Source organism: [Scytonema hofmanni] UTEX 2349, from assembly GCF_000582685.1.
GTDB lineage: Bacteria > Cyanobacteriota > Cyanobacteriia > Cyanobacteriales > Nostocaceae > Hassallia > Hassallia hofmanni.
In genome coordinates, this window is record NZ_KK073769.1 from 1,211,445 (window position 1) to 1,224,651 (window position 13,207).

The 13,207-nt window shown below is 42.7% G+C and carries 12 protein-coding genes; 5 read left to right on the forward strand and 7 right to left on the reverse strand.

Annotation, left to right across the window (positions count from 1 at the left end; genetic code table 11):
• Positions 1–20 precede the first annotated feature (20 nt).
• The gene (locus TOL9009_RS48205; RefSeq protein ID WP_186227772.1) at positions 21–167 is read left to right on the forward strand and encodes a hypothetical protein; all 147 of its coding nucleotides are present in this window, start codon (positions 21–23) and stop codon (positions 165–167) included.
• A 337-nt stretch (positions 168–504) separates the two neighbouring features.
• On the opposite strand, the gene TOL9009_RS41590 is transcribed toward TOL9009_RS48205, so the two are convergent.
• Positions 505–2,688 carry a mechanosensitive ion channel family protein gene (locus TOL9009_RS41590; RefSeq protein WP_199341469.1) on the reverse strand — a complete coding sequence of 728 codons (2,184 nt, stop codon included), beginning with the start codon at positions 2,686–2,688 and terminating at the stop codon, positions 505–507.
• Between the two features lie 503 nt (positions 2,689–3,191).
• Entirely contained in the window at positions 3,192–5,642 is a 2,451-nt protein-coding gene (locus TOL9009_RS0135595; RefSeq protein WP_029638259.1) for an ATP-dependent Clp protease ATP-binding subunit, read from the reverse strand.
• Between the two features lie 253 nt (positions 5,643–5,895).
• On the opposite strand from TOL9009_RS0135595, the gene TOL9009_RS0135600 reads away from it, so the two are divergent.
• A complete protein-coding gene (locus TOL9009_RS0135600) occupies positions 5,896–6,192 on the forward strand; it encodes a DUF3288 family protein (protein WP_029638261.1) in 297 nt (98 codons plus the stop codon).
• A gap of 178 nt (positions 6,193–6,370) precedes the next feature.
• On the opposite strand, the gene TOL9009_RS0135605 is transcribed toward TOL9009_RS0135600, so the two are convergent.
• The gene (locus TOL9009_RS0135605) at positions 6,371–6,595 is read right to left on the reverse strand and encodes a hypothetical protein (protein ID WP_029638263.1); all 225 of its coding nucleotides are present in this window, start codon (positions 6,593–6,595) and stop codon (positions 6,371–6,373) included.
• 574 nt (positions 6,596–7,169) lie between these two features.
• On the opposite strand from TOL9009_RS0135605, the gene TOL9009_RS42465 reads away from it, so the two are divergent.
• Positions 7,170–7,568, forward strand: coding sequence for a hypothetical protein (locus TOL9009_RS42465; protein WP_029638265.1), 399 nt, complete (start codon positions 7,170–7,172; stop codon positions 7,566–7,568).
• A gap of 34 nt (positions 7,569–7,602) precedes the next feature.
• On the opposite strand, the gene TOL9009_RS0135615 is transcribed toward TOL9009_RS42465, so the two are convergent.
• The 3 genes from TOL9009_RS0135615 to TOL9009_RS0135625 all read right to left on the reverse strand — a co-directional run bounded on the left by TOL9009_RS0135615 (position 7,603) and on the right by TOL9009_RS0135625 (position 10,685).
• Positions 7,603–8,166, reverse strand: coding sequence for a Uma2 family endonuclease (locus TOL9009_RS0135615; RefSeq protein WP_029638267.1), 564 nt, complete (start codon positions 8,164–8,166; stop codon positions 7,603–7,605).
• Positions 8,167–8,373: 207 nt separating this feature from the next.
• Positions 8,374–9,882, reverse strand: coding sequence for an MlaD family protein (locus TOL9009_RS41600; protein WP_051503210.1), 1,509 nt, complete (start codon positions 9,880–9,882; stop codon positions 8,374–8,376).
• Between the two features lie 17 nt (positions 9,883–9,899).
• Positions 9,900–10,685 (reverse strand): ABC transporter ATP-binding protein, encoded by a 786-nt coding sequence (locus TOL9009_RS0135625; RefSeq protein WP_029638269.1) that lies wholly within the window; start codon positions 10,683–10,685, stop codon positions 9,900–9,902.
• A 93-nt stretch (positions 10,686–10,778) separates the two neighbouring features.
• Between TOL9009_RS0135625 and TOL9009_RS0135630 the strand changes: the two genes are divergently transcribed.
• Complete coding sequence (locus TOL9009_RS0135630) at positions 10,779–12,296, forward strand: phytoene desaturase family protein (RefSeq protein ID WP_029638271.1); 1,518 nt, start codon at positions 10,779–10,781, stop codon at positions 12,294–12,296.
• Positions 12,297–12,348: 52 nt separating this feature from the next.
• Here TOL9009_RS0135630 and TOL9009_RS48210 read toward each other — a convergent pair whose 3' ends face one another.
• Positions 12,349–12,750: a hypothetical protein gene (locus TOL9009_RS48210; RefSeq protein ID WP_186227773.1), complete on the reverse strand. Its 402-nt coding sequence runs from the start codon at positions 12,748–12,750 to the stop codon at positions 12,349–12,351.
• Between the two features lie 52 nt (positions 12,751–12,802).
• On the opposite strand from TOL9009_RS48210, the gene TOL9009_RS0135640 reads away from it, so the two are divergent.
• Positions 12,803–13,201 (forward strand): hypothetical protein, encoded by a 399-nt coding sequence (locus tag TOL9009_RS0135640; protein WP_029638273.1) that lies wholly within the window; start codon positions 12,803–12,805, stop codon positions 13,199–13,201.
• The last annotated feature ends 6 nt before the right edge of the window (positions 13,202–13,207 follow it).

Sequence of the window (13,207 nt, forward strand, 5' to 3'; positions counted from 1 at the left end):
TTTAAAAATGTTATTAGAGGATGTTTAGCACTAATAATCATCCCCTCAGGGAATATTGTAAAGATAATATCAGCTTTTTCAGCGATCGCACTTTCTCTGCCAACTTCACTATCAAGAAGAAGGCGATCGCTCTCAAGATCATCAAAAAATCAGGATTGAATGCCTGAAACCTACACACCATATTTGGTCTTTTCTGTCAATGCGTAATAGCCCTTTCAAGGTGGGTCAAATGTTGGTCAAAAACCCCTTTTCATCTTCTTATCACCTTGAAAGGGCTAGTCCTAGAATGAGCGAATCTCCGCTCCTTCAGCGCCTATCATATCGACTAAATACAGTTTTGCATAAGTTTGTAGCGTTTTTTAACGCAGAGGTGAATCAGTCGGCGGAAGCCTATGCCGTCCCGTCGAACTGATGTTAGCGAAGCGTTAGCGACGCAGGAGCGTCACCCGAAGGGAGCGCGGAGGTAAGCGCAAAGTGACGCAGAGTTTTTGTTATAAATTTTCGTCATGAACTTATGAAATGCTGTACTAAATCCTCAGGGGTTTCTGAAACCGAGCCTACCCTCCGATGCACAGACGTTTCCGAAACGAAATGGGGAATTTTGCCGTTACTATTATCATCATCTTCTTCTTGTGATATTTCCATAGATTTGGGGACAGACGTTTCCGAAACGAAATGGGGAATTTTGCCGTTACTATTATCATCATCTTCTTGTGATATTTCCATAGATTTGGGGATAGCAGCAAGTTGGATACCCTCTTTGTAGAACCGTTCCCGAATCATGCGAATAATATCTGAGTTGACTGTCCAAAAATCGTCTTTTTTCACCCACCCATTAGCCTTGACACTGATGTAGTAGTCCTCAATGCTCCACACCTCGGTTTGGGGGGCTGGATCTGCCAAAACATTGGGGTGGGATTTAATAATTTCTACGAGCAATTGCTCCACCTTAGTCAGGTCTTCGTCAAAGCCAATTCGGAACCAGTGTGTAAATTTGCGATTTTGACCGTAACTCAGGTTTTCGATGGTGTCGCCCCAAATTGTGTTATTGGGAATGGTAAATATCTGACCGTCAAGACCTTTAATTTGCGTGTTAGCTAAAGTGATCGACTCTACCCATCCCCAGAGTTCGCCGAATTTGATTTCGTCATTAACATCGAAAGGCTTGTAGACCATGATCATCAAGCCGCTGGCTAAGTTACCCAGGTTGCTTTGTAGGGCGAATGCCAAAATGAAACTCAAACCCCCAACCAGGGCTAAAACTGGACCGAGGCTGACTTCCAGCGCTGTCAGAGCCAGCAGGAACCCAACAACAACTCCGCCACGCTTAACCAGCATGACGATAAATTTACGCATTATTCTTGATGAACCACTGAATACCGAAATTAATCGATTGATGATCGCGCCGAGGATTTGAGAGACAATAATCGAAGCAATAACAATCCCGACGAACTTGCCTGTATTGCCCGCCCAGCGAAGACCACCTTCTTCAGCTTTAGCCCAACTCAAAAGCCGCACGCCCATACCTTCAGTATCTTTGGTATCGATGTCGATACTCGTAACTGCTTGAATGTACTGGCGGTATGGCTTGGCATCGCCACCTTTTTTCTCCAGTTCATCTAGGACAACGTTAAAGCGACCGACGATTCCTGTCAGCTGCAATTGAAGTTCGGTAACGGTTAATACGAGTTTGTTCTTTGTTTCCGACTGTGCATCGGTACTCTTTTGCAAATTTTCGGTCGTTTTTTCGAGTTGTTGTTGTTTTTGTTGGAGGTTCTGTTGGTTGTTGACGACTCCCGGCAAACCAGCAACTTTTTCCTCTCCGTTATTTTTAATTTCGGTATTTTTGACGGCGGCTGTGGCTTTGTCGAGATCCTCGGACGATTGCTCGGTTACATCAGCCCCAGGTATGCTTTTGAGCAGTTGTTTGAGGGCATCGTCCGCTTTTTTGACCTGCTCGGTGGCTTGCTTGTATTCCGGTGAATCAGGCTTGGCACCTTTTTCAGCTTCTTGGGCTTTCTCGAAGGCTTTGATCGCTGCTTCTAGTTTTTCGATAGTTTTGGTCGCCTCTTGATAAGCTAGAGATCCAGCAACCGTCTTATCTCGATCTGCCTTTATTTGATCAAGAGTTTTTTTGCCAATTTCTAGGTCGCCAGTTTTTGCAGCCTTTTCCAGCGCCTTACGCGATGTCTTGTCTTCTTTTAATTCTGCGTTGGTTGTTTTCGCTTCCTCCACAGCTTCCTGAGCTTTTTTCAGTTCTTCTTTGGCTTGTTCTGTTTTTTTCGTTACTTCTTTGTCCTGCTGGGAATTAGGGGCAGCACCCTTTTTAGCTTGGTTAGCTTCTTCAAGGGCTTGTTTAGCTTTTTGTAAAGCATCAACGCCTTCTTGCTGTTTACTAATGGCTTGATTCTCGCGCTTGATGGTAACTTCAGCCTCGCTGATTTCTTTGGCTTTTGTGTGCAGCGACAGCATCCATGCTGCTGACTCGTTTTGGAGTTCTTCCAGAGTAAGGGGCTTAACGAGGATTTTCAGTTCATCAACAGGAATATTCAGGTCTTCAGCAGTAGTTGCTGCTTTGGGGTCTGGTGGTTTCTCTGGTTGCGCTGGTTTAGCTTCTTCAACCTTTTCAGTTTTGGCATCTTGAGCTTGATCTTGCTCCTGCGATCGCACAGGAGTAGTCCAAACCACGAAAAAACAAACGAATCCTGTAAGAAAAATTGATCGAATTTTATAACGCCACATTTGTTAGATTCTTCAGAATATTAGGTGTAATTAGTCTATTACAGAACTAGATTGTTAAGTATAATAATTGACGAATCCTTAACAAATCGAATTTGTAAATTGTGAATTTTTGAACTTGGATCTAATATGGTCTTAGTTTAATTAACAGTAATCAAAACATTGCAACCGTCGTAGAGACGTTCCGGCGGAACGTCTAATTCGATGGTCGATAGCGAGTGAAACGTTCGCTTCGGACTGTAAATATTTTTGTCCAGCTACTTATACCATGTCCATTTAATTAACAAGAATAAAAACGTCGCAACCGTCGTAGAGACGTTCCGCCGGAAGTCTTTACATTATTTACAAGTAATAAACCTGACATGATGTTATTAGGCATAGAAAAAACCCCTAGTATTTCTACTAGGGGTCAAATTTATAGTTAATTCAAGCGAAAAGTAATTTGGGATAAATTACCCAACACTGGTTAATAACAACTCACGTTTTTCCGACTTGCGTACTACCACTTGACCGTCGTCGTCAACATCAACAATGGCTGAGTCTCCATCGACGACTTGACCGGACAACATTGCTTCGGCGAGAGAATCTTCCAAAAGGCGCATAATCGCCCTACGTAAAGGTCTAGCACCGTAGCTGGGGTCATAACCTTCTTGTAGCACACGGTCTTTAAAGCGTTCTGTGACTTCTAAGGTAATTCCTTTTTCAGTCAAGCGACCTGCAACTTCTTTAAGCATGATTTCGGCGATTTGCTTGACTTCTTCTTTGTTCAACTGAGTGAAGACGATAATCTCATCCAGACGGTTGAGAAACTCAGGACGGAAGTAAGCCTTCAATTCTTCGTTCACCAAAGCTTTGATGCGGGTGTAATTAGCGACCGATGCATTTTCGGTGAAATCAAAGCCTAAACCACCACCACCTTTGGAAATGACCTTAGAACCGATGTTAGAAGTCAAGATAATCAAGGTGTTCTTAAAGTCCACCTTCCGACCTTTTGCATCACTGAGATGACCGTCATCTAAGATTTGCAGCAGCATATTGAATACATCGGGGTGCGCTTTTTCGATTTCGTCGAAAAGCAGCACTGTATATGGTCTGCGGCGCACGGCTTCGGTTAGTTGTCCGCCTTCGTCGTATCCGACGTAACCAGGAGGTGAACCAATTAACTTAGAAACGGTGTGACGTTCCATATATTCCGACATATCCAGACGAATCATTGCTTCTTCGGAACTGAAGAAGTAACTCGCTAATGATTTTGCTAACTCAGTTTTACCGACGCCGGTGGGACCAGAGAAAATAAAGCTAGCGATGGGACGGTTGGGATTCTTCAAGCCAACTCTAGCGCGACGAATGGCGCGAGATACTGAGGTGACTGCTTGCTCTTGACCAATAAGCCGTTGGTGGAGAGTATCTTCTAAGTGTAGAAGCAACTCTGACTCAGATTCGGTCAGCTTGTTGACAGGTACACCAGTCCAGGAAGCGACGATTTGGGCGATGTCTTCTTCATCGACGATGCCGTGGAAAGTTGCCTCGTTTTCTGATTCTACTTGCAGTTGCGCTTCAATTTCTAACTCTCGATCGCGCATTTGTCCTGCTTTGTCAAAATCTTGGAGTCTAACGGCTTCGTCTTTTGCTTTGGAAACGCTCTGGAGTTGCCGCTTGAGTTCTTTGTTGGTAGAGGATATCGAGTTTCGCAAACGAACGCGAGAACCGGCTTCATCAATCAAGTCTATGGCTTTATCTGGGAGAAAGCGATCGCTAATATAGCGGTCTGACAATTCAGCCGCAGCTTGTAGCGCTGCATCGGAAATGGTGACTCTGTGGTGCTGTTCGTAAACGCTCCGCAAACCGTGTAGAATCTCGATGGTTTCCGGTACAGTGGGTTCTCCGACCATAATCGGTTGAAAACGCCGCTCTAGAGCCGCATCGCGCTCGATGTGCTTGCGATACTCATCAAGGGTGGTTGCTCCCAAGCACTGAAGTTCACCCCTTGCTAATGCTGGCTTGAGGATGTTAGATGCATCCAAGCCGCCTTCTGTACCACCAGCACCAACAAGCGTATGAATTTCATCTATCACGAGGATGATATTACCCGCCGTGCGGACTTCCTCCATGATTTTCTTCAGGCGTTCTTCAAAATCGCCACGGAAGCGAGTACCTGACACCACCGATCCCATGTCTAGGCTGATAACTTGCTTGTCTTGCAAAATATCGGGCACATCTTGATTTATAATGCGTTGTGCTAGACCTTCGGCGATCGCTGTTTTGCCTACTCCTGGTTCGCCAATCAATACTGGGTTATTCTTGGTACGGCGACCGAGAATTTGCACAGCACGCTCAATTTCTTTTTCTCGACCAACTACAGGGTCAATTTTGCCTTCTTTGGCTAGTTTGGTGAGATTTCTGCCAAACTCTTCTATACTCAGATTTTGGGTGCGTTTTTGACCACCACCACCTGCGGTAACGCTTGCATCATCACCCAAACGGCGAATAACTGCGCTGCGAATAGTCTGTAGATCAACTCCCAGGTTTTGCAGGACTTTAGCGGCAACACCTTCACCAGCTTCAGTCAATCCCAAAAGCAGGTGTTCTGTGTTTATGTAGTTGTGTCCGACACTGCGAGCTTCCTTAAATGATTGCTCAAATAGGCTTTTTACCTTTGGTGTAAAGGGAATTTCTGGTGGTACGAAGCCAGTACCGCGACCAATGATCTTTTCTACTTCTCGACGTGCGTCTTTGAGGGTAATACCCAACTCAGTTAGCACTTTTGCAGCCACCCCAGTTCCTTCTCCCATCAAGCCCAGGAGAATCTGTTCTGTGCCGACAAAGTTGTGTCCCAGGCGTCGGGCTTCCTCCTGAGCTAACATAATTACTCTAATGGCTTCGGAAGTGAAGTGTTCAAACATAACGGGTTCTTGCTCCCTTGCTGCTTACGCTGAGAGTGAAAATAATCTTCACTCTTTTTAAACTTTCATGTATTTTCTTAAGGACAATGTATCTTTATTTAAAGTGAAGTGGCAGTAGTGAGAGCCGTAAGGCTCAGGTGTGGTTGCCGTCTAGTAGTAGACTGTAGAGGCTGGAGAGCCTGTGGAAGCCTAAAATAATAACTTTTAGCTCTTTAAACCTTTACAAAAATAAAATGTAAAATCGGTGTAAATTATGACAGACGCATTCCCAGGTAAAGACCAGCAACATCCGCTTTACAATCGCGATCGCCCTCTAATAGATATTTTACTATCTCAAGGGCAAACAGACTACAATTTAGCAGAACTTGCTAGATTGCGAATCCGTTATCAAGGGTTTCCAGGTGCGAGAGACATTCAACAGAGTTTAGATCGAGTCTTGCTGACTTGGGGTTTGACGGAAGCGGAACTTTATGAGAAAACCCGCCAAATTCACAATTTTGCCAAGATTTACGAAACTCGCGGCAAAAAAGAAGAACAAGATTGGAATTAGGGCATGGGGCATTGGGCATTGGGGAGGCATTGCGTTGGGGAGCCAGTGCCGTGGGCGGGTTTCCCGACTTGAGGCACCTGGCGTCCGGCTCTGCCGACTTGAAGCATCTGCCGTCATGGGGCAATGCCCAATTCTAGTTTTATCTAGTTCGTCATCTGACGTTGGGATGATAAATTGTTTAAGCTTCGGATATTTCGGATATCTTATTTATCTCATCTAAAACTTCCACGTCTTCAACAGAAGGCAAGGGTAATTGTTTAGCTTGCCGCAGTTGTCTATAAAGCTGTTTTTCGAGACAGTTAGAAGTTTGAGAAGATGATTTGCTGTTGTATGAGTCGTTTAATCGAGATTCCTCAGTTTCTAGCCCAACTAGGCGTAAAATAAAATCGCGTAGTCTACGCATTACATTTTTGATATCGAAGTAGATGATATTTCTAATTACGCAGACCCTTTCATCTAATCAGTAGGTTTTTGCGCTGATGAGATAATTTGAGCGATCGTCTGTTTGTAAAGAAAATCGAAATGAAAACAGTTCGCGGTACTAGTAGTCTGTCAAGATAAAAATGATGGTTGTAGTAGAGACGTCGCAGTGCTACGTCTGTGAGCGGGTTGTGGATTTGTACACAACCATCCAAATATAATTGACAGGCTACTAGTTGGATTATTACGTCAAAAATGTTGAATTCCAAAAGTTAAAATTAATTATCGTATCATAACATCTGCCTATAAGTAGATAATGGCTTTCAAAAAGGTATAACTTCATTGGGATATCAAATAGCTCACCGTGCAACAATAACTTTCTTTCATCTAAGTAAATGTAGATAAAGGCTTTTAAAAAGGTATAATTTCATTTGTTTGTAGTCAGCGCTAACTACAAATCTAAATAAAAATCTCTGAATACAGGAATAACGGATTTTCTCTGACAAGAGTAATAAAAGCGGAATAAATACCTTAGCAACACAGATGCACTTTTACCTATGTTATTTGAAACAGCATTGCAACTTATAGAAGCTCGCTTTGAAGCCAAGACGGGGAAACATCTTACATACCTAGAAAAAGAAATCCTCAAAGCGGCTTGGGATAACGAACCATATAACACAGTTGCCAACAGTTTATACTTGAGTGTGGGGTATATTAAAGACTTAGCTTACCCCTTGTGGCAGCAAGTTTCAGACTTATTTGGGAAAAAAGTCAATAAGAATAACTTTCGCAATTTACTCACTGAGCAAAGTGCCATTTCTACTGTTTCTTCGCAGAAAATTCAAGTCAGTGACATTGATCAAGAGGAAATTTTGCTTGAGATTTTAGTGTCAGGTGGGTCGGGGGGAATAACCCACATCGGAATAACGGTTGTAAATCCACAACTTGTGTCCTGATGCAATTTCAGAATCCATTTGCTGGGAATTGCTTCTAGTAAACTACATCTTCGTAAAGCTCGGCTATTGTTCCTTCAAAGTTAATACTGTCTAATCGAAATGATTTATCTTCTGCTGTGTAAGATTGTAAAACCCACAGCCCTTCATCATTACGGCGGAAACATTCGACTCGCGGACGTTTGGTGTTAATTAAAACATACTCTTTGAGACTTGATAAGGTTTGGTAATCGGCGAATTTGTCTCCCCGATCAAAGGCTTCAGTAGAGTTAGATAAAACCTCGATAATTAAACAGGGAAAACTTTTATACGCAGGAGTTTCCTGATCTCGTTGGTCGCAAGTCACCATGACATCGGGATAGTAATATCGATTTAGAGATTCGATACGTGCTTTCATGTCGGCGATGTAAACACGACAACCTGAGCCACGGACATGATTACGGAGAGGAGCAAACAGGTTGCCAGCAATGGTAACGTGGGGGTGAAGCGCTCCAGCCATTGCGTAGATGTAGCCGTCGATATATTCATGCTTGATGTCGCTTTGTTCCTCCATTTGGAGGTATTCCTCAGGGGTGAGGTAGATTTGAGGTGAAGCAACCATATTTAAGACCTCAAGGTTAAGTAATGGAAATTTGTTGATTTAATTTCTAGAATATCTTTTGTGTGCGATCGCCTTTTCATCAAATGAAAATGTACCTCTCACTCGTAGTGAGCGGTTCACCGCTTGGTGCAAACCTGCATGAGCAAGTTATGTCTTAGATTCAAGAATCCCCGTCGATTTATCGCGGGGAGTGTCACACTCCAATACTTAGTTATCAACTGTCAGCTTAAATTCTGTCTTTTCTTCTTGTTTAGACTGCTTAAGGTTATTTTGCTGCTCTTTATACTCACGCAACTGCTTCAATAAGCGTGCTTGGGATGAAGTGGAAGTGCTTAAACTAATTGTAATTTCTGGCTTTTTGGCAGCACTTTTCTCTTCAGCAGGTGACATATTAATAATCATCACCTTTTGGGTTGCCGTTGGGGCAGGAATAACCAAATCTGATTTATTAACAGATGTTTTAAAAGAGTCTAAAGTATCAGCAATTTGCACTTGCTGTTGCATCTGCTCTGTGGAAGAAACCAAAGTACTTAAACCATTCACCAATTGCCGCAAATTATTTCTAAAAGCGGGATCACCAGTCAACTCATCTAAATCAGATGTAATTTTTTGGGTATTTTCAAATGTTACCCGTGCCGAATCTAAAGTTTGTTGCAATAGTAGTCGGTTATTTGGGTCGTTGAAGCTTTTGGTAGCATCGCGTAAATTAGTTGATGCGATCGCTGCATTTGCTGAGAGAGTTTCTAAGTTTTCTAGTAATTTACCTTGAGTGAAGCGATTAACAGTTGGTGATAAACTGCTGACTGTAACGCGTAGTTGATTGCTCGCTTGGCTAAGATTATTTAAAGTACCAACTAGCGTCGAACGATTTGTTGTCACTAAACTATCGAGATTTGTCACTAAACTTTTCGCTTGATTTGCAGTCGAACTAATAGTTTTTGCGGTTCTACCAAATTCAGTTGCAGTTGTGCCTAATTCAGTTGCGGTTGTGCTAAATTGCTTGGCGGTCGTACCAAATTGAATTACTGTTTGATTAGTAGATGTACTAAGTTTATCTGTTGCCTGTTGCACTGAATTGGCTGTGGTAGAAAATGTACGTAATTGTTGTTGTGCATTTTTGCTCAAAACCTGGAGTTCTCTACTTAAAGCCGCTATATTAGCAGCTGCTTGGGAGGTACTTTCCAAGGTTTTATTGACAGTTGTATAAAATTTCGGATTACTGTATGCAACAGATAGTTGAGTTGAGCTACGAATAAGCTCATCAACGCTGATGCCAACCTCACCTTTTAAGCGAGATCCATTACAGACGATAATTTGGGGATTGCAATTTTTTTCTGTAGGTTTAGCTAAATCAGTTGCTTGAATTAGCGTTGCTTTTGGTGTGATGTCGATAATGCTTTCGCTAATCAAACCGGATTGATTCGCTTCAACTTTTACATCACGGGGGATTTTTAATTCAGGTTGAGAAATATCAACTTCCACTTCAACGTTATTTAAACCAGGTTGAATTTTAGAAATACTGCCTACTTTCACACCCCGATAGCGAACAAGTGTTCCCTTTTGCATTCCGGTAGCGTTAGCAAACTCGATAATAACTTTGTATGAACGTTGAGATGTAGTAACTCTATTCAACCATAGCAGAATCAGTCCAAATACTCCTAATCCTGCCAAAAGCAATAACCCTACAGAACCCTCTCTAAATGTTCGCGATCGCATTTTTCTCCTTCTGCCATCTAGCCGACACCTACATGAATCGGTCCGTGCACACTCCCACTGAGAAATTGTCTAATCAAAGGATGTTCTGTATTCCCAAGTTCATCTATACTACCTTGCCACTGCACTTTACCTTGATAGAGAAAAATAACTCTATCAGCGGTACGACGAATCGTACTGTCTTGGTGGGTAACAATGGCATAAGTGCCACATACTCCCTGAGTACATTGTAATTGGCGAATTAAATCTTCTATTACTGTAGAGGCAATTGGATCAAGTCCGGCTGTCGGCTCATCGTATAGTAAAATTGCTGGTCCTTCTTGTGGGTTGTCTGGGTTGGACACAACCGCACGGGCAAAACTTACACGTTTTCGCATTCCTCCGGAAAGTTCACTAGGGTAGAGCGAACCGATTCCTGGCAAACCTACCATGTCCAATTTTTCTTCAACCAATTCTCGAATGCGCGATCGCGACATTTTTGAGTATTGATAAAGTAAAAACCCGACATTTTGCTCGACTGTCAATGAATCGAATAATGCTGCCTGCTGAAACACCATCCCAATGCCAACCGGATCAACGCCATCTTCTATCAAACCTTCTCGCCGTACCCCTTGTACATAAATTTCTCCATCATCGGGAGCCGTTAATCCTGCAATCACTCGTAAAATAGTTGATTTCCCAGTACCACTAGGACCAATAATTCCTAATGCTTCTCCTTGGTAAATTGTCAAGTCTACATTGTCTAAAACTTTATTGTCACCAAACGACTTTGAAACACCTTTAAGTTCAATTAATGGTTTATTCATTAGGAATTGCGAATTGGGCATTGGGCATTGGGCATTAGGCATTGGGCAAATAACAATTAACAGACGTGATGAATCGCGTCTCTACTAAAAAAAATGCAAAATTGTGATGTCATAGTCATTGGTAGCGGTATCGGGGGGTTATGTGCTGCTGGATTACTTGCACGTTATGGCAAGCGAGTAATTGTCTGTGAAAGTCATACAATTGCTGGTGGTGCAGCTCATAGCTTCAGACGACGAAAATTTGAATTTGATTCCGGTCCCTCTTTCTATTGTGGTCTGACTGATGCCCAAAGTTTAAATCCTCTCAAACAAGTTCTTGATGTTTTAGGCGAATCCCTTTCATGTGTGTCTTACGATCCATTAGGACATTATCACCTTCCTGAAGGCACTTTTGCAGTTTATGGCAATATTGAGCGTTACCTTCATGAGGTGGAGAAAATTACGTTGCAAGGTGCTAAAGAACTAAAGCAGTTTCAAGAACGTTTATTACCGCTTTATGAAGCAATGAAAGGCATTCCGACTTTAGCTTTGAGAACAGATTGGCAGATGATTTTGGTGTTAATAAGACGTTATTTGCCATCTTTAACAAAAATGCTCCCCAATTTGCCAATTGTTCAAGCTTCTGTGGGTAATGTGATGGATGCAACAGTTAAAGATGCTTGGGTACGACGGCTGATCGATTTAGAATGCTTTCTACTGTCTGGTTTAAAGGCACATGGTACTATTGCCCCAGAGGTAGCTTTTATGTTAGGTGAACGCTCCCGTTGCGGAGTTGAATATCCTGTGGGTGGTAGTGCGGCAATTGTCAATGCTTTGGTGCGGGGATTAGAAAAGTTTCATGGTAAGTTGCGCTTGGGGTGTCACGTTGAACAGATTTTAGTAGAGTCTGGCAAAGCTGTTGGTGTCAGGTTACAAAATGGTGAAATTCTCAAAGCGCCTGTAGTGATTTCTAATGCGACAATTTGGGATACTTATACTAAGTTGTTGCGTCCCGAAGACTTACCCGCATCTTATCGCAAAGTTTCTCTAAATACACCAGCGGTAGATAGTTTTATGCATTTACACTTAGGCATTCGTGGTGAAGGCTTGGAGAATTTGACGGGACATCATGTAGTAGTCCACGATGGACAACTTGATATAACTTCACCGGGAAATACTTGCATGATATCGATTCCCAGCGTGTGGGATGCAACTCTAGCACCAGAAAAACATCATGTGGTTCATGCTTATACTTTAGAACCTTATGGGGGATGGGAAAAAAATGCACGGTATGAGCAGAAGAAGCAAGAAAGAGCAAAGTCTTTATATCGTGCTTTAGAAAGAATTATCCCAGATATTCGCGATCGCATTGAGTTAGAATTAATCGGCACACCACTAACTCACGCTCGTTATCTGAGAAGATATCAGGGAACTTATGGACCTGCGATCGCAGCTGGTAAAGGTATGTTTCCCAACACACACACCCCCATTGCTGGATTGTATCGCGTTGGTGACAGCACTATGCCAGGAATCGGTGTACCGGCAGTAGCTGCATCTGGGATATTGTGTGCGAATACTTTGGTTAAGCCAGAACAAACAGCAGAATTGTTGGATAACTTATTGCATTTTTAATATATAGCGCTTCTCGGTTGTGTGCAATACGCCGTGTAGAGACGTAGCACTGCTACGTCTCTACATTTATTTTTTGAACATGTATGTGATTCAAATGAGAACCGCTATAGTACAGCATTTCATTAATGCGATCGCCAATTAAATTTTGTAATACCCGATGCAATGCCATTGTCACCCGATGCAATCGCATTGGATCGCGATCCAATCGCATTGTCACTCGATGCAATCGCATTGGATCGCGATCCAATCGCATTGTCACCCGATGCAATCGAATTGTCACTCGATGCAATCGCATTGTGACTCGATACAATCGCATTGTCACCCGATACAATCGCATTGTCACCCGATACAATCGCATTGTCACTCGATGCAATCGCGAGGGATATTTTTGCGTTGGTATAAATTCAATCAAAAAGCGCTTAAAGGCTATCTTTTTTCTGACCGGAATCGTCAAATCTGAAAGTGTAATCTATTACCATGTAGTTGACGCAACTTTGCAGGTTAAAATGACAGGCGAACCGATTATAAAATTCACCTTTGCCGTTGACGATCCAGAGTTAGATGACCAGAGACGGCAACAGCTAGCGAACAAGCTGCTACGGGAAATCCGGGATTTGGATGAAGTAGAAAAGGCAAATCGCACGGAAGATTTGAACCCAGAAGCGGGAAGCAAACCAGGTTTTGCCACTTTGATCGGAGTGCTTACGGCTGAAGTGAGCATGAAGAATGTCAAGAGCTTTTTAGGGTTTTTGGGCGATCGCTTGGCAGACAAGCCGATAAAGATTAATATCAAAGTTGGCGAAAAAGAAGTCAACATTGAAGCAAAAAGCCGAAAAGAGCTACTAGAGAGTGAGAGAATAGCAAAAGACCTGTTAGCAGCAATGGGTGGTGGAGCAAATGCCTAAGAAGAT